This window comes from Curtobacterium sp. BNK-1, assembly GCF_048685235.1.
Classification (GTDB): domain Bacteria; phylum Pseudomonadota; class Gammaproteobacteria; order Enterobacterales; family Enterobacteriaceae; genus Pantoea; species Pantoea agglomerans.
Window position 1 is genome coordinate 178441 of sequence record NZ_JBLQTJ010000004.1, and the last position, 14498, is coordinate 192938.

14 protein-coding genes are annotated in these 14498 nt (G+C 52.1%); 7 read left to right on the top strand and 7 right to left on the bottom strand.

All coding sequences use genetic code 11. The features are described from left to right. Positions 1-116: 116 nt before the first annotated feature. A complete protein-coding gene (locus tag ACMGGP_RS21255; RefSeq protein WP_498798862.1) occupies positions 117-1121 on the top strand; it encodes a hypothetical protein in 1005 nt (334 codons plus the stop codon). A gap of 217 nt (positions 1122-1338) precedes the next feature. Here the strand turns inward: ACMGGP_RS21255 and ACMGGP_RS21260 are convergent, their stop codons facing one another. The 3 genes from ACMGGP_RS21260 to ACMGGP_RS21270 form a co-directional block, all read right to left on the bottom strand. Further along, complete coding sequence (locus ACMGGP_RS21260; protein ID WP_498798863.1) at positions 1339-1752, bottom strand: hypothetical protein; 414 nt, start codon at positions 1750-1752, stop codon at positions 1339-1341. A gap of 188 nt (positions 1753-1940) precedes the next feature. Continuing rightward, positions 1941-2471 (bottom strand): GDYXXLXY domain-containing protein, encoded by a 531-nt coding sequence (locus tag ACMGGP_RS21265; RefSeq protein ID WP_346455004.1) that lies wholly within the window; start codon positions 2469-2471, stop codon positions 1941-1943. Continuing rightward, the gene (locus ACMGGP_RS21270; RefSeq protein WP_346455005.1) at positions 2464-4674 is read right to left on the bottom strand and encodes a DUF4401 domain-containing protein; all 2211 of its coding nucleotides are present in this window, start codon (positions 4672-4674) and stop codon (positions 2464-2466) included. The genes ACMGGP_RS21265 and ACMGGP_RS21270 overlap by 8 nt, the downstream gene beginning before the upstream one ends. A gap of 241 nt (positions 4675-4915) precedes the next feature. Between ACMGGP_RS21270 and ACMGGP_RS21275 the strand changes: the two genes are divergently transcribed. Next, on the top strand, positions 4916-5008 hold the full coding sequence (locus ACMGGP_RS21275) for a terminase gpP N-terminus-related DNA-binding protein (protein ID WP_072044066.1): 93 nt from the start codon (positions 4916-4918) through the stop codon (positions 5006-5008). Between the two features lie 348 nt (positions 5009-5356). Here the strand turns inward: ACMGGP_RS21275 and ACMGGP_RS21280 are convergent, their stop codons facing one another. From ACMGGP_RS21280 to ACMGGP_RS21290, 3 genes are all read right to left on the bottom strand, one after another. Continuing rightward, positions 5357-5920 carry a TetR/AcrR family transcriptional regulator gene (locus tag ACMGGP_RS21280; RefSeq protein ID WP_045139943.1) on the bottom strand — a complete coding sequence of 188 codons (564 nt, stop codon included), beginning with the start codon at positions 5918-5920 and terminating at the stop codon, positions 5357-5359. Positions 5921-6170: 250 nt separating this feature from the next. Continuing rightward, on the bottom strand, positions 6171-6872 hold the full coding sequence (locus tag ACMGGP_RS21285; RefSeq protein ID WP_010670628.1) for a glutathione S-transferase family protein: 702 nt from the start codon (positions 6870-6872) through the stop codon (positions 6171-6173). A 510-nt stretch (positions 6873-7382) separates the two neighbouring features. Beyond that, positions 7383-7775 (bottom strand): helix-turn-helix domain-containing protein, encoded by a 393-nt coding sequence (locus ACMGGP_RS21290; protein ID WP_498798987.1) that lies wholly within the window; start codon positions 7773-7775, stop codon positions 7383-7385. A 341-nt stretch (positions 7776-8116) separates the two neighbouring features. On the opposite strand from ACMGGP_RS21290, the gene ACMGGP_RS21295 reads away from it, so the two are divergent. Genes ACMGGP_RS21295 through ACMGGP_RS21315 form a run of 5 tightly spaced genes read left to right on the top strand, consistent with a single transcriptional unit; the run spans position 8117 to position 13719 of the window. Beyond that, positions 8117-9820: an ABC transporter substrate-binding protein gene (locus ACMGGP_RS21295; RefSeq protein ID WP_033780025.1), complete on the top strand. Its 1704-nt coding sequence runs from the start codon at positions 8117-8119 to the stop codon at positions 9818-9820. Positions 9821-9864: 44 nt separating this feature from the next. Continuing rightward, positions 9865-10824, top strand: coding sequence for an ABC transporter permease (locus ACMGGP_RS21300; protein WP_498798864.1), 960 nt, complete (start codon positions 9865-9867; stop codon positions 10822-10824). Next, positions 10824-11771 (top strand): oligopeptide ABC transporter permease, encoded by a 948-nt coding sequence (opp4C, locus tag ACMGGP_RS21305; protein ID WP_033780026.1) that lies wholly within the window; start codon positions 10824-10826, stop codon positions 11769-11771. Before ACMGGP_RS21300 ends, opp4C begins: the two co-directional genes overlap by 1 nt. After that, positions 11768-12748, top strand: coding sequence for an ABC transporter ATP-binding protein (locus tag ACMGGP_RS21310; RefSeq protein WP_122890147.1), 981 nt, complete (start codon positions 11768-11770; stop codon positions 12746-12748). Before opp4C ends, ACMGGP_RS21310 begins: the two co-directional genes overlap by 4 nt. Continuing rightward, positions 12745-13719, top strand: coding sequence for an ABC transporter ATP-binding protein (locus ACMGGP_RS21315; protein WP_122890148.1), 975 nt, complete (start codon positions 12745-12747; stop codon positions 13717-13719). Before ACMGGP_RS21310 ends, ACMGGP_RS21315 begins: the two co-directional genes overlap by 4 nt. Positions 13720-14023: 304 nt before the next feature. Here the strand turns inward: ACMGGP_RS21315 and ACMGGP_RS21320 are convergent, their stop codons facing one another. After that, positions 14024-14359, bottom strand: a complete 336-nt coding sequence (locus ACMGGP_RS21320; protein ID WP_187511162.1) for a nuclear transport factor 2 family protein — start codon at positions 14357-14359, stop codon at positions 14024-14026. Between the last annotated feature and the right edge of the window lie 139 nt (positions 14360-14498).

Here is a 14498-nt window from a genome sequence, read left to right on the forward strand (position 1 = left end):
CCCGGAAAAGCATTAATTATGTTGAATAGCGTTCATGCCAGGCGGCGCGCTTGCCGTTTACCTTCGGTCTGCACTATCTGATGTGATACCAGGATAGCGGTTAAAGGGAATAACACATGAAGTCAAACCATAGTATCTTTGTCAGGATAGGGTTAATTATTGGAGTGTTTCTGATTTTTATTTTCTTAAAATATATTTTCGATGCAAGTCGGCCAATGCAAAGCGATGTGCGTGGCAGGCCTGTCCTTAATGTCTGTAGCGAATCTGTTCATGGTAAATTTAACCAGAATGGTGAGAGAGATAACTTATTTCAGGTAAGTCAGCAATGTTCAAATGATATACGGCCTGTTTTCAGTAACTATGTATCCATTAAGAACAATATTTACTGGGTGAGTAAAATTAATTACGAACACTCTCCCTGCATTACTGGGGCGGGCGATACTTCAGGTTTAATTTATAACATCACTTCCTGGGGTTGCTTAACAGCAAAGCCCATGCAGGTCAATAAAATAGAAAAGCGCGATCTTTATTTAGTGGCTAAATACTCCTCTACGTTTCGACCGGTTAATTACGTTAAGACTACCCGGCCATACTGGCAATCGGAACAATTAGCGAGCTACGCGCAAGATGAATCGTCTGTATATTTCCGGAGCGAGAAGATAAAAGAGGTTAACCCGGAAGATTTCCAGGTTATTTTTCCATTTGGAAAGGATGATAAATGGCGTATTTACAATGTCTTCAAAAGTAATGGCTCAACCTATGTCGGTGGCTATAATGTTGGTGATTTAGATCTGAGTAAATTTCATCTTCTTTCTGTTGTCTCCTGTCCGGAGCATGGGCTCACCAGATGCACGGGATATAGCAATCCAGATACCTTTTTTCGTGCGGGAAACTGGGGGCGCGGAGTGATTGGTCACATCGGGAATGATGTCATCTTTTTACAGCCCGAAGTGATAAGTCGCTTCTCAAATATGGTTTCACCAGACATGTTTATGTTTGCGTCATCCGAGCGTATTTATCTGTATACTTACAGTAAATTTTACGAAGTGGTTGAAGGGGAGGCAGGATTACAAAAGAAACTTGTCGAGATGGATAAACAGTATTTCGAGCGGAATCCATGATTATCTGGCAGGCAAAATGTGATCACGTGCTGTCTCGTAAACATTATCTAATTAACATCCAGGTGAGTCTGTAATTAAAACTGCTCTCAGGGGGGGGGAACATCCGAATTCCGACACTCTGGACTCACCTGTTTCTATATGTCTGGCTGAAAAATGATACCATTAGTTCTTTTCATTAACGGTCCTGCTGCCCCGATCCTGATTGATATGATACGCATCAATCCCAGTAAACCAGATAAGCAAGTGCGGCAGCTGAACAGAAGGCATAGGGGCTTAAAAGCACAATATCCGAATAAGGCGTTTCACATATCCTGATAACAGGCCATGCCAGTACAACCAGCCACATGAAGAGCGCAGAGCATATGATAAAAAAGCTCCCCTTCAGGGAAGCGTCAGGATAAAATCGCTTTGAAATCATCGCTAATGGCATGCCGATTATTAAAGAGCCCATCGTGGTCCCAATAATACTCGTCATAACGATGAAAAAATAAGTAAAAATTAAACCCACTACGGGTGTACTGCTTTTCCCCAAGGAAAGATAGGTTAAAACCAGTAATGAACCCACGACACTACTAAATATTGCTGATATCACAGATATCCTAATCCAGTTGTCGTCAATAATGTTCGGCATAATTTTCTCTATGTCTGAGCAGCTATATTGATGCAGCGTACCCGCTTAAATTTTCGGCACGAGGCTTGATCGCAAAACAGGATGCCGGCGCAGCATCCTTTTGCCGACCTGTGACGGGCATCCGGGCAATAAGGACATTAAGGCCGCCTGTCAGGTTTTTGGGGCAGGTCAGTGAGCGTCTCGCATCCTTAAGGCTGAATCACCTTACCCTGCTCATCAAGCAGATCCGTCAGGAGTGCTGTGCCATCGCTTCCCACCCGAAATGCCCCGTAACGCGCCTGGGCGAATCTGTCGGTATGACCTTCCTGAAAGAAATAAGCGTTAGTACCGACGGTCAGCGAGCCATCATGCTGATGGTACTTCACCCGTAGCTGATTTGGCTGCAGAGGTTCACCCTGATCAAAACGGGCCTGAGTCGCATGACGCTGCGCATCGAGGTCAACAATCAGGGTTCCGCTGGTGGGCAGGCATGGCGCTGACAGGGTCGCGCCACAGGACTCAGCCTGTTGATACAACGTCAGTTCCAGTGGGCGGGTGAGGGCATAATTCAGCGCCATGTAATCACCCTGCATCAGGGATCGCGGGTCAACCGGGGCAAGAGGTAAAATCATGACCGCGCCTTGCTTCAGCAACTGCTCTTTTTGCCAGATACTGACATTGACGGCTATCAGCGCCAGCGCTATCACAGCGCCAGCCAGCCATCGGCTCTGTTTATGCATTTTCACTGGCACCTCCGATTTGTGCAGGTAATACTTTTTTGACTCCCCATGCCAGCCCCAGTAAAACCAGACCACTGACCAGCAGCAGCAGGGATTTCTGCAGCAGAATTACCTCCAGGAAGTAATACCAGCCAATGACATACAGCACCATGAAACCGCCACTCACTACCAGCAACCCCATACTTCCCTGATAACGTGCCATCAGAATTAACCACAATCCCAGCCCTATACCCGGTGCATAGAGGGCTGCGGCCCCGCAGATAAGCGCAGCGGGCAGCGTGATAATCGAAAACAGCGGCTGTCTTCTGTGCCTTTTCTGACTGAGCGCACTCAGCACTAAGCCAGCCGCGATCCCTGTACCTGTCCCAGACTGAAGCGTGGAAAATTGCGATGCTGACCAGAGGAAATCCGTGAGATAAGCCGCGTTTATCCCAAGGAAACTCAGCAACATCAGACCACACGGGATGCCATACAGCAGAGCATGTACCGCGTCAGCATACGGCCCTGCCTGTAACCTCAACTGATGACTGACAGTCCACATCCACAAAAATATAACCGCCGCCACCAGTACGGACACAGCAAGTCGTGCAGCCATCGGAGACAGGTAAAGCCGGGCCACAGAATGGCCCGCCAGCACCAGGAAAAAGGTCAGGGCAGTGATGGCCATAAACCGATAAGTACGGTCGGGCATCGCCATCGCCATCGCGGCCAGGATCGGCAAGGCAGTCAGTGAACTCAGCATAATAAAGCTGGCATCATTGCTCTGGATTTGCAGCAGAACGCCAGTTATCAGCCCGCACGTTGCCGCAATCGCCCATGCCAGCCCGAGATGATGTTTACCGTCATGCTGACTGCTTAACAGGCCACGCGCAATGGCGGCAAGCAGCAGCGAAGGAATAATAAGGGTCGCAGCGTTCGGGTCTTCCAGCAGATCAGTGGCATAGAGCATCAGTATCATCAGTAACAGAATGATGATCGCTGCCACCCAGCCTCCGACGCTTAGCGCCAGCCTCAGATACCAGGGCAGGTCGGATGCGTGACCGCGCTGCTTAATTTCCTCAACCTGCGAGGCGCTCAGCAAACCCTGCTGACGCAAAGTGTCTGTCAGTAAGGTCAGCCTGGCCGGAGCCAGATCGATTGGCCCCTTTTCAACCAGTTTGCGTTGCCATTTCAGCAGAATTGAACCATTTACCGCCACCCAGAATGCCATCAGGATGCCAGTCAAAAACAGATCACCCGTATCGTAGGCTAAAAGGAATAACTGCATGATTAGCGCACAGCCAACCACGGTCAGGCTGGCGATGCCCAGCGTCAGCATGCAGAGATCCGGATAGCGGTAACGGTACAGGTAATAACCTGCCAGCAGGGTGATCACCCAACCGCCCGTGATATAAGGAAGGTGGTCACCGCCGGCCCAGTCAGAGAGGTTCCCGGCCACAATGGCGGTCAGCTGAAGCAGTAAAAATCCCACCATGATTCGCGAGAACCAGCGGCTTGCCAGCCAGCTCTCGGGCTGATGCGTTATCGCGCGCCACGCCAGCGCTTCCCTGACAATCAGGCAGGCTGCCAGCAACGCCAGATATGCGTAGAGCACAGTGGTCGGGAGCCTGGCTAAACTGTCAGACGCGGCGAGATCCAGCAGTGACGACGGCAGGGTGTTGTAATAGAGCTGGAACGCCAGGTTAGCGACCAGCCAGCTGCAAAACCACAGGCTGTTTTGCCGGGCAATCAGCGCCAGCGGCAGAAGAACGTATAACCAGGCCCGGAATAGCTCCCAGCTGTCAGCACCGGTCTGATAAATCTGTCCATACAGCGCAAAAAGGGCACCGAAGCTTAGCCCTGTCGCCAGTAATGCGTTGCGTGCCAGCGTGCTGTACCAGCGCCACCAGACAACCACCGCCAGCGCGACGATCAACAGCTCGGCCAGGGCAAATTTCGCCATTTTCGGCAGCCAGGCCCAGTTCCAGGCAATAAAGAACACCGCTCCGGCAACCAGAGACAGTAATCCCAGACAGGAAAGAACCGGGATAAGAAACTGACGCCACTGAGCATCTGACGGTCTGATTCCACAGAAAGCAAAGATACGCTGGCAGGTCTCCGGGGTCAGGCTTCCTCCTTTCAGCAGGCGTGCGATCTGGCGACAAAGATACTCTGCCGTCCGTGACGGCATCCCGGTGATGCCATCGGGTGCAAGCTCCCTCATTCTTTCCCTGCCTCTGTTTGCGGTATGACTTTGATGATGAAGTTAACAGCTGTTCTTCCCTGCGATCAATTCGCGTGTCGGTCAGTGACGCTCTGCTGAGCGGCCGATAATTTTGCTGAACAAATGTAAACATCTTTTCCAGGATATAACAGCGTAAATCAAAGGCGAGGGGGGAACTCTGCGCAATCTGCCGCATTATTGTGATCAAATGGTGTCGCGGCCGTATTTGGGCTGCGTGAACATGACATCCGCCCCCGACGAACGCGATCCCCGCAGGCAGGCTTTACTGCTGTACTCTCAGGGTTACCGCATCACCCGCATTGCTGAAAGGTAAGAAGCGTAATGATTATCAGGTGACTGAGCAGGGGAAGCTTACGGTTGATGATAAGCTTATTGCCACGACTATTGGCCAGAAGCCGCTAAAGAAACCGCAGTCGGACAGCAAATTGTGGATTGTTAGCTACCTGAACCGCTGAAATAAACGCTTTCCTGAACCGAGGTTTCACTCCTTTATTGCAGGTGATGATGAGACACGGCGTAATACTTTTACCCTGGCCCGTCGCGCATTGATTCAAAGGGGTGAGTTCCTGAGTGGAAAAGCGCATACGCTACCGGACGCCGCGCCGCATTGGGCGCGCGTGCAGAAAATCGCCCATTCGCTGAATCGGATTGCGGGCAGTTGCTATTCTGGCAGAGGTCCGAAGGCGCTGTATGAATCCACCAGTGAATCAAAAAGCGAGATATCTGAGCGACTTCTGGCGATAAGCTGGGCACCGGCAATGGCCGTGAAAATTGCACGTGCTCTGGATTCACTCTCACCTGAATCGCACACCTTCGCAGCCACCAGCAGTCTGTTCAGCCATGCAATGTTCACATCAGCAAACTTCTGTATTTCTGCATTCATTTCAGGAGGTAAGGTATCTTTTTCAGCGCCCATGAAACTGCCCAGGCAGAGACGATTTTCGGCCTCAAGTGATCTTCGGAAGATTTCAGGAAAGCGACGCAGCGCGTCAATGGGTGATGGGCTTTCTGATTCGATCATCTCGAGTGCGAGCGCACCGTCCTCCCAGTATCGTCTGGCAACGGCAATACCCAACTCGGCTTTGCCTGGAAAATAGTAGTAAATACTCGCCGCTTTGATACCCACATCCTGCGCGAGGTCGCGGAAATTCAAACCGTTATAGCCCTGAGATTGGGCAATTTTCCTGGCCGCCTGCAAAATGGCTTCCCTGGTGTTGACGCTCATCTTGATGCCTTTGGTATTGGGATGATCTCTTAAATAGAGAATGCTAATTTACAGCAAACGCTTACCGGGTGACAGGGTGATTGCCATGGAAAACAGTAAGTTCAGTGCATCCAGGGTGCTCAGGCAGACGTCATTGCATCATGGTTTAGCAAGTAACATCGACAGCCGACGCTATCATAAGCACTCTGGTCACCGGGAAAGTCAGTAGATAACGAACCCGGCGTACCGCAGTTTACATCGAGTGGCGCTATTACCGGGCTGGCGAATCCAGCTCAGGAATGCCGCTGTTGCGATCGGCGTAGGCCGCCTGGAAGGCAGGACGTTTTGTCCAGCGCTGCCAGTAGGCATCTAAGAACTCAAAACGCTCGTCCAGTGGAGTGGCATTGACCGGGAATTTCGAGAAGGCGATCGCGGTTGCCAGAGTAATATCCGAGAAGGTCGGCGCATCGCCGCCGAGCAGCCATTCGCGGCCGTCTGACAGATGGCGATTAACCAGCGCGGCGTGAGCCAAAGCTTCTTTACGGCAGTGTTCACCCCAGGCCTCATTTTTGGTCAATTCCAGCTTGAAGCCGAGGCCGGTGTGCAACACGTGGAACGCTGTAACGATGCGGTACAGGATATGCACCCACACCCGGTTATCCCACATATTATCCAGCCCCTGTTCCAGTGCTGTTTCTCCCATAATCTTGCGGCCCGGATACTCCTGATCAAGATAGCGAACGATGGCAGCCGTTTCAGAAATATAACTCCCGTCAGCGAGTTCAAGGGTAGGCGTTTCGCCCCACGGATTCATATTCAAATGTCGCCAGCCACGCTGCTCTCCTCCAGGGGACATGTCATAGATGGTCTCGGCAAACTGGTCAGCGATGCCCTTTTCATGCATGAAAAGCCGCAGGCGCTGTGGATTAGGAAAGGCCGAGGGTGATGTAAAAAGCTGAAGTTTAGCAGTCATGGTCGATCCTACAGGTTGATGGTTGGGGTATCTAACTAACGTTAGGTAGGCAAACATTAGCGGGCAAATCAACACACGTCAACATCTGTCTAACACTTGTTAGGTTAATTTTTTGGTGACCTTCATGCTTGATACGATATTTCAGCGGAGGCATAGCTGAAGGAGGGGGACAATGACGCCCGAGGGTTGAAAAATGCAAATGAGTGGAGAGGCTCGATTCAAACGGTTTTTCAGGTGAGTTACATACTGGCAATTGCTGCCGACTGGTTGCTGGCCAACAGGAAGAGCCGGCTGATAGTCCGGAAGCGCAAGGGCCACGGGGTGAGGTAGTAGCGGTTAGATCAACCCATGAAGCCGACTGGTGTCGGCATCATCACTGGTCACAAAAATGAGCGGCCGCTGTGAGCCAGGAGCGGACGTGGGGATTTCAAATACCTTAAAACTGCATGTAAAAAGTAACAGGATCGGAAAAAGACTGTTTCATACAGCAAGCATTCTGTATTGACTCATTTAACTCTGATTTCTTTCATGTTTGTCGGGTATGACTATTTTCACCTGTGACAATCCTGGCGTTAAGTTAACGCTGGATATCGTGAAATTCCGTCTCTGACATTCGGTGATCGGTAAACTCCAGCAGGCACACTCTCTCCTGCTCTTTGGCACAGACAAACATAGGCCCAGTGTAGTGGTAAACCAGTGAATGACTATAATCTGAGAGGGAGCTGCGCCAGTGAGCCGCTTGTAGATGTAACCAAACCCACTCAGGGATTCGTAGCCATTGTCCAGTGCTACGTCAGTCGCCGCACGTCCGCTTTTCAGCTCCTGCAGGGCAATATTTACCCGCTGCATTCGCTGGAAGGCCTGAAAAGTGATGCCGTGCTGTTGCAGGAACCAGCGCCGCATCCGCTCCGGGCTGATTCCATGCTGACGAAGATCCGCATCGGATATACGGGATTTGATATCGCGCCTGACAAGCGCAAGCGCCTGTTCGACAAACAATGGCGCGCTGTGCCGTGGTTTTTCACATTATTGATTGTCAAACCCCTTACGATATCAGAACTCTTCGACTGCCCCGCGTAATGTCTCATCTTCTTTAGATGAAATTAAGCATTGCTTTCTTATAAATCTACTAATGATAATTTGCTATAAGCCAGATTGTTTCGTTGTTAGACAGGGGGCGGTGCGGCTTTTATCTTTCGTCATGATTTGTAAATTCCATACAAACATTTGATGAGGGAGCCATTTTGTCCATCCTACTGAAAAGCATAAAAACAAAACCCACGCGTTTTACTCTGGCGCTTAAAATCGCGTTACTCAGCAGTATGGTGGCTTTCTCTTCAGCCTCTTTCGCCGATGTACCCTTAAAAGAGGGCATTACACCAGCCACCGATGCCAGCCAGATTCCGGCAGTGGCTAAGCTGCGTAAAGACACTGTGGTGGCTGGTATCTCTGAACCGCAGGGTATTTTTAACCCTTATTTCTTTGTTAACGGCTGGGACGAAAACGTCACCAACGTGATTTTCTCACGTCTGATTGACTGGGATAGCCACGGTAAGCTGGTGCCAGGCCTGGCCGAAAGCTGGAGCGTTAGTCAGGATAACAATGTCTATACCATTAAGCTGCGCCCACACCTGACTTTCAGCGACGGCTCGCCCCTCACCGCCGAAGATGTGGCGTTTACCCTGACCGTGCTGCATGACCCGAAATATGATGGCGATACTGACATCACCCTCGCCAACATTGTGGGCGGCGCGGAGTATAAAGCCGGAAAAGCTGATAGCGTCAGTGGCCTGAAAGTGATCGACCCGCTGACATTACAGGTCACCACCGGGCAGCCTGGCGCGACAACGCTGGCGAAAATTGGCGGCCCGGTGTTGTCGAAAGCGTATTATGGGAAAGGGTATCAGCGCGGCAATCTCGACTATCTGCGCATGTTGCACGGTAAACCGCTGGGCAACGGACCGTATGTCTATGACAAATATATTCCGGGCCAGGAGATTCGTTTCCACGCCAATACCCATTTTTACCGTGGCACACCACCGACGCCGCGCTTTATCTACCGCGTAACCAACCCGTCCACTAACTTCCAGTTGTTCCAGACCGGCGAAACCGATTACGACTCGTTTACTTCTCGCCCTGATGATATCGAACAACTGAAAATGCTGGGCTTCGCCAATATCAACCTGTTTGGCTCCAGTGACTACAGCAAAGTGGAATTCAACGTACGTCGCCCGGCGTTGCAGGACGTGAAAGTGCGACAGGCGCTGATTTATGGTCTCGACCGCCAGAAGTTGATTGATGTGGTTTATCAGGGCTATGGAAAAGTGGCAATTGAACCTATTGCCCCGATTTCATGGGCGTATAACACAGATGGCGTGAATCCATACAAATTTGACCCGGCACAGGCGAAGAAACTTCTTGATGAAGCGGGCTGGAAACCGGGGCCTGATGGCATCCGCGTGAAGGACGGTAAACGTCTGGAGTTGACGCTGCTGGTGAGCAAGAAAGTGCTGAATGATGCGCTGATCCCCATCGCCAAAGAGAACTGGCAGCAGATTGGCGTGCTGTTGAAGCCGCAGGTGGTGGATTTCAACGCCCTCATGGCACAGCGTAAAGCCGGTAACTATGACCTGGCCTCTTTCAGCACCAGCACACTCAACGATCCACATGATGGCGTGTGGGATTACTACAGCACGGAAGCGAAAGAGTCCGGCTATAACAATCCGCAGGTTGATAAGCTGATCAACGAAGGTAATGCGGTGCTGGATGTGGAAAAACGCAAACCAATTTATCACCAGCTGTATAAAGTGCTGGCGGACGATCCGCCGGTGATTCTGCTGGGTAACCGCGAGATTTTATCGGCCAGTAGTGCCCGCGTCACCGGCTTTAAACCAGATATCTACAACGGGCTGACCGGTAGCCTGCCGGATGTGAAAATCATTAAATAACAGTAACAACTGCCGGGTCTCCCGGCAGTTGTCATGAGAAAGCTATGCGAAATTTTATCCTCAGGCGACTGTTGCAAACCCTGCCAATGCTGCTGCTCGCATCACTGATTATTTTTATGCTTTTCGCGAAAACGCCAGGCGACTTTATCGACGGTAACATTACCCTCACCGCTGCGCGCGCCGCCGAACTGAAAGCTATTTATGGACTCGATCAACCGATCCTTACCCGCTATCTGCATTGGCTCGGCCAGTTGCTGCGCGGCGATTTGGGGTTCTCGCTGCAATACCAAATTCCGGTGAGTCAGCTACTTAACCAGTACATCTGGAACTCTTTCCTGCTGGCAAGCGTTGCGCTGGTGTTTTACTGGAGCATCGGGCTTGCGGTGGGCATTGCCTCGGCGCTGAAACCCAATTCGCTGTTCGATCATCTGGTGAGCGTGTCGGTGTTCGCCGCCATGTCTTTCCCAACCTTCTTTCTCTGCCTGTTGCTTATTAAGTGGTTCGCAGTCGATCTGCACTGGTTGCCAGTGGGCGGCATGACCAACACCGGCAGCGACGATAACGGCTGGGTGTGGGTGATGCAGGTTGCGGCGCATCTGGTGTTACCGGTCATGGCGCTGGTGATGTTGCAGGCGGGCAGCCTGACGCGCTATTTCCGTGCCAGCATGATTGACGTAGTGAAGATGGATTTTATCCGCACCGCGCGTGCTAAAGGGCTGCGCGAACGCACAGTGATCCTTAAACACGCGCTGCGCAATGCGTTGCTGCCAATCATCACCCTGTTAGGTTTTGAGCTGCCGGGGTTGTTTTCCGGCGCGATCATCACCGAAAAGGTGTTTAACTGGCCGGGCGCAGGGCATATTCATATTGATTCTCTGGCCGCCCGCGATTATCCGGTGCTGATGGGGTTCACCCTGTTTCTTGCGGTATTAACCATTGTGGGCAACCTGATTGCCGATATATTGTACGCGTGGGCCGACCCGCGCATTCGCGTGAGGTCGTGATGTTCGGTTCCCTTTTCTCTACGAATCGCCGCTTACGCAAGGCGGTAATTCCGGCGATGGCGCAGGCCACACCTTCTCCGTGGCACCAGGCGTGGAAAGCGCTGCGCCACAATCATCTGTCGATGCTGTGCCTGGTTCTGCTGGTAATCATGACCATCTGGTGCGTGCTGGGCCCGGTGTGGTCGCCGTGGAAAGATGACGCCACCGATGCGCTGATGATCAACAAACCGCCTGGCGCAGAACACTGGCTGGGCACCGATTTTCTTGGCCGCGATATTTATACCCGCCTGCTGCTTGCCGGTCGTATCTCGCTGATTATTGGCCTGATGACCATGCTACTTTCGGTGGCTCTGGGCTACCTGCTGGGTGCGGTATCCGGCTATGCCGGCGGCTGGACGGACAAACTGATTATGCGCATGGCGGATCTGGTGATGACGATCCCCAGCCTGCCGCTGCTGATTGTTGCCGGAGCGATGTTGTCTGAGCTGGATTTTTCGTCTGATTCGCGCATCTACATGGTAGTAGTGATGCTTAGCTTGCTGGAGTGGCCGAAGCTGGCGCGGCTGGTGCGCGGGCAAATCCTGTCACTGCGCGAACGTGATTTTATGCTGGCGACGCAGGTCCTGGGCCTCTCTTCGCGCCGCCGCCTGTTCGGTCATCTGTTGCCGAACACCATACCCATTCTGGTGGTGATGGCGACCATGGCGGTGGCCAACGCCATCCTGATGGAATCCGCGCTTAGCTACCTCGGCCTTGGCGTCGTACCGCCAACGCCCTCATGGGGCAATATGATGGACGCGGCCAACAGCCTGATCGACTTTCAGCGTCGCCCATGGCTGTGGATGCCGCCGGGCATTGCCATTTTTCTGACCGTCATCGCCATTAATGTGCTGGGCGATGGCCTGCGCGATGCGCTGGATCCGAAGATGAAACGGAGCCTGAAATGAGCGAGCCGCTAATTACCTTTAATAACTTATCCATCTCCTTCGCCAGCGAGCAGGGGCGTGTGCGCGCTGTACAGGATGTCTCCTTTACCATTCAGGCAGGGCAAACCATTGGCGTTGTTGGTGAATCTGGCTGCGGCAAAAGCGTTACCGCCATGTCGCTGATGGGACTGTTACCGCCGCAGGTTGCGCGTATCGACGGCGGAGAAATCCGCTTTGAGGGCACCGATCTGCTTGCCCTGAAGCCGTCGAAAATGGCCGATCTGCGTGGTAATCAATTAGCGATGATCTTTCAGGAGCCGATGACAGCGCTCAATCCGGTGCTGACCATTGGCGAGCAGCTTTGTGAACCGCTGATACGCCATCGCGGCGAAACACCAAAAGCGGCCTGGACGCACGCCACGCAACTGATCACCGATGTCGGACTCGGGCGTGCGGAGAGTCTGATGGGTTGCTATCCGCATCAGCTTTCCGGCGGCATGTTGCAGCGCATCATGATTGCCATGGCGTTAAGCTGCCAGCCGAAGCTGCTGATTGCCGACGAGCCAACCACGGCGCTGGATGTCACCGTGCAGGCGCAAATCCTACGCTTACTGCGCGACCAGGCGCGGGCGCAGCAGATGGCGCTGATGCTGATCACTCACGATTTGGGGGTTATCGCGCAGATGGCGGAACATGTCGTGGTGATGTACGCCGGGCGCATCGTTGAGCAAGGCCCGACTGCCGATGTGCTACACAACCCGCTGCACCCTTATACCAAAGGGCTTATCGCATCGCGCCCTGTTCCGGGCGAGCGCCGACGCCGCCTCTACTCCATTCCCGGACAGGTGCCTGACCTGGCCGAACTGCCGCCGTACTGCGCGTTCTATGATCGCTGCGAACGTAGAACCGCGCAGTGCCACGCGGTCATTCCGCCGCTGATCGGGCATACGCGGCAAGCCGCATGTATTCACAGTGAGTTAGCGGAGCCTATCGCATGAGCCAGCAATATGTTATTGAAGTGGACGAGTTGAAAAAGCATTTCTCGCTACGCGACGGGATTTTTGGTCAGAAAACCGGACAGCTACGCGCTGTGGACGGCGTCAGTTTTAACATTCGACCTGGCACTATTTTTGGCCTGGTGGGCGAATCCGGTAGCGGTAAAACCACCGTAGGACGCACGCTGCTGGGGCTTTATGACAAAACGGCAGGTAGCGTGAAGTATCGTGGTCAGGAGTTGCAGGATCTGACGCCGAAACAGATGCGCGCGCTGCGCCCGAAAATCCAGTTGGTATTTCAGGATCCTTACAGCTCGCTGAATCCACGCATTCGAATAGGTGATGCAATTGGGGAAGCAATGCTGGAACACACGCTGTGCAGCAAAGAAGAACTGCGCGACAAAGTGCTGGAGGTAATGAAAATCTGTGGACTGGCGCCGCAGCATTACAATCGCTTTCCCCATGAGTTTTCCGGCGGCCAGCGCCAGCGTATCGGCATCGCCAGAGCGCTGATTCTCAACCCGGATTTTATTATTGCCGACGAACCCATCTCGGCGCTGGATGTCTCTATTCAGGCGCAAATCATTAACCTGTTTTCCGATTTGCGTGATGACCATGGCGTTACCTTCCTGTTCATCTCTCACGATCTCGGTGTCGTGGAGCATTTGTGTGATGACGTGGCAGTTATGTATCTGGGGAAACTGGTGGAAACTGCCAGCCGCGATGCGCTGTTCAGCCAGCCGCTTCACCCCTACACCCAGGCGCTGCTGGCGGCGGTGCCGACGCTTGCCCCTGGAAGCTTATCCGTGCCGGTGGTGCAGGGGGAAATTCCGGATCCTTCGCGCCCGCCCTCTGGCTGTCGCTTCTCTTCTCGCTGCCCGCAGGCAACAGTACGCTGCCGCACAGAAATTCCGGAACTGCGCGAAATGCGCCCCGGCCATCAGGTGGCGTGCCACTGGGTGCAGTTGACGTAATAAAAAAGAGAGGATTCATCCTCCCTGGTTGATGGAGTCTGACGTTCAATGATGTAAAAAACCACGCCAGTCAGTATCAGAAATTAATCCTGATACGACCCTGTCTGAAAAGGTCATAAAAACCTATCTGACCTGCTCCCAGCAAACTGACATAGCAATGTAAGCAAGTTCCGCTTCTGGTAAAAAACTGCCTGCTGAAAAAGGCGGATGTCCGCTATTAGCGAACAGCGGACCTTTGACAGCGTTTCTCACTCAATGTGAAAACTGGGATACGTTAGCTCTCAACCAGCGATTAAACGCACAATCAGGGGAAATAGAACCATGCTGTAGAAATGAGGTCATTTTTGATTTCAAAAACAGCAACGCTCTCCAGAGGCTGTTCAGATAAACCATATATTAATTCGTGATCGAAAACTTTATTACCCATTACGATTCTGGAAATAAGTTCTGCTCTAAGCAACGGATTGTTAAAGCGATTATTCATGTAAAACTCACGTAATGATTCTTTACCAACAGTTGAAGGACGCTCACTTGGCATCCGATAACCTTTGAAATCCTCTGAAAAGCAAGACATGAATGCTTCAATATTGTGTGCATTATAGGCTTCAAACTGAGCTTTAACGGGTGAATCGGTAGACATAAAAGCACCTCATATGATTTTATATTCATTTTAATTGCATATAAAATCATACGAGGTGCGTAATAACAAGTTCAAAAATAAACTGAGTCAAATTTTGATGCAGTCCGCTTCTGGCACAAAGCGGACGCTAACACCGCCT

Bases quoted from the DNA above. Each gene is read 5' to 3' on its own strand.
- ACMGGP_RS21255 (WP_498798862.1), top strand. From the start codon at position 117: ATGAAGTCAAACCATAGTATCTTTGTCAGGATAGGGTTAATTATTGGA.
- ACMGGP_RS21260 (WP_498798863.1), bottom strand. From the start codon at position 1,752: ATGCCGAACATTATTGACGACAACTGGATTAGGATATCTGTGATATCA.
- ACMGGP_RS21290 (WP_498798987.1), bottom strand. From the start codon at position 7,775: ATGCGGCGCTGGTTCCTGCAACAGCACGGCATCACTTTTCAGGCCTTC.
- ACMGGP_RS21320 (WP_187511162.1), bottom strand. From the start codon at position 14,359: ATGTCTACCGATTCACCCGTTAAAGCTCAGTTTGAAGCCTATAATGCA.
- ACMGGP_RS21300 (WP_498798864.1), top strand. From the start codon at position 9,865: ATGCGAAATTTTATCCTCAGGCGACTGTTGCAAACCCTGCCAATGCTG.
- ACMGGP_RS21275 (WP_072044066.1), top strand. From the start codon at position 4,916: ATGACATCCGCCCCCGACGAACGCGATCCCCGCAGGCAGGCTTTACTG.
- ACMGGP_RS21310 (WP_122890147.1), top strand. From the start codon at position 11,768: ATGAGCGAGCCGCTAATTACCTTTAATAACTTATCCATCTCCTTCGCC.
- ACMGGP_RS21285 (WP_010670628.1), bottom strand. From the start codon at position 6,872: ATGACTGCTAAACTTCAGCTTTTTACATCACCCTCGGCCTTTCCTAAT.
- ACMGGP_RS21315 (WP_122890148.1), top strand. From the start codon at position 12,745: ATGAGCCAGCAATATGTTATTGAAGTGGACGAGTTGAAAAAGCATTTC.
- ACMGGP_RS21280 (WP_045139943.1), bottom strand. From the start codon at position 5,920: ATGAGCGTCAACACCAGGGAAGCCATTTTGCAGGCGGCCAGGAAAATT.
- ACMGGP_RS21265 (WP_346455004.1), bottom strand. From the start codon at position 2,471: ATGCATAAACAGAGCCGATGGCTGGCTGGCGCTGTGATAGCGCTGGCG.
- opp4C (WP_033780026.1), top strand. From the start codon at position 10,824: ATGTTCGGTTCCCTTTTCTCTACGAATCGCCGCTTACGCAAGGCGGTA.
- ACMGGP_RS21270 (WP_346455005.1), bottom strand. From the start codon at position 4,674: ATGAGGGAGCTTGCACCCGATGGCATCACCGGGATGCCGTCACGGACG.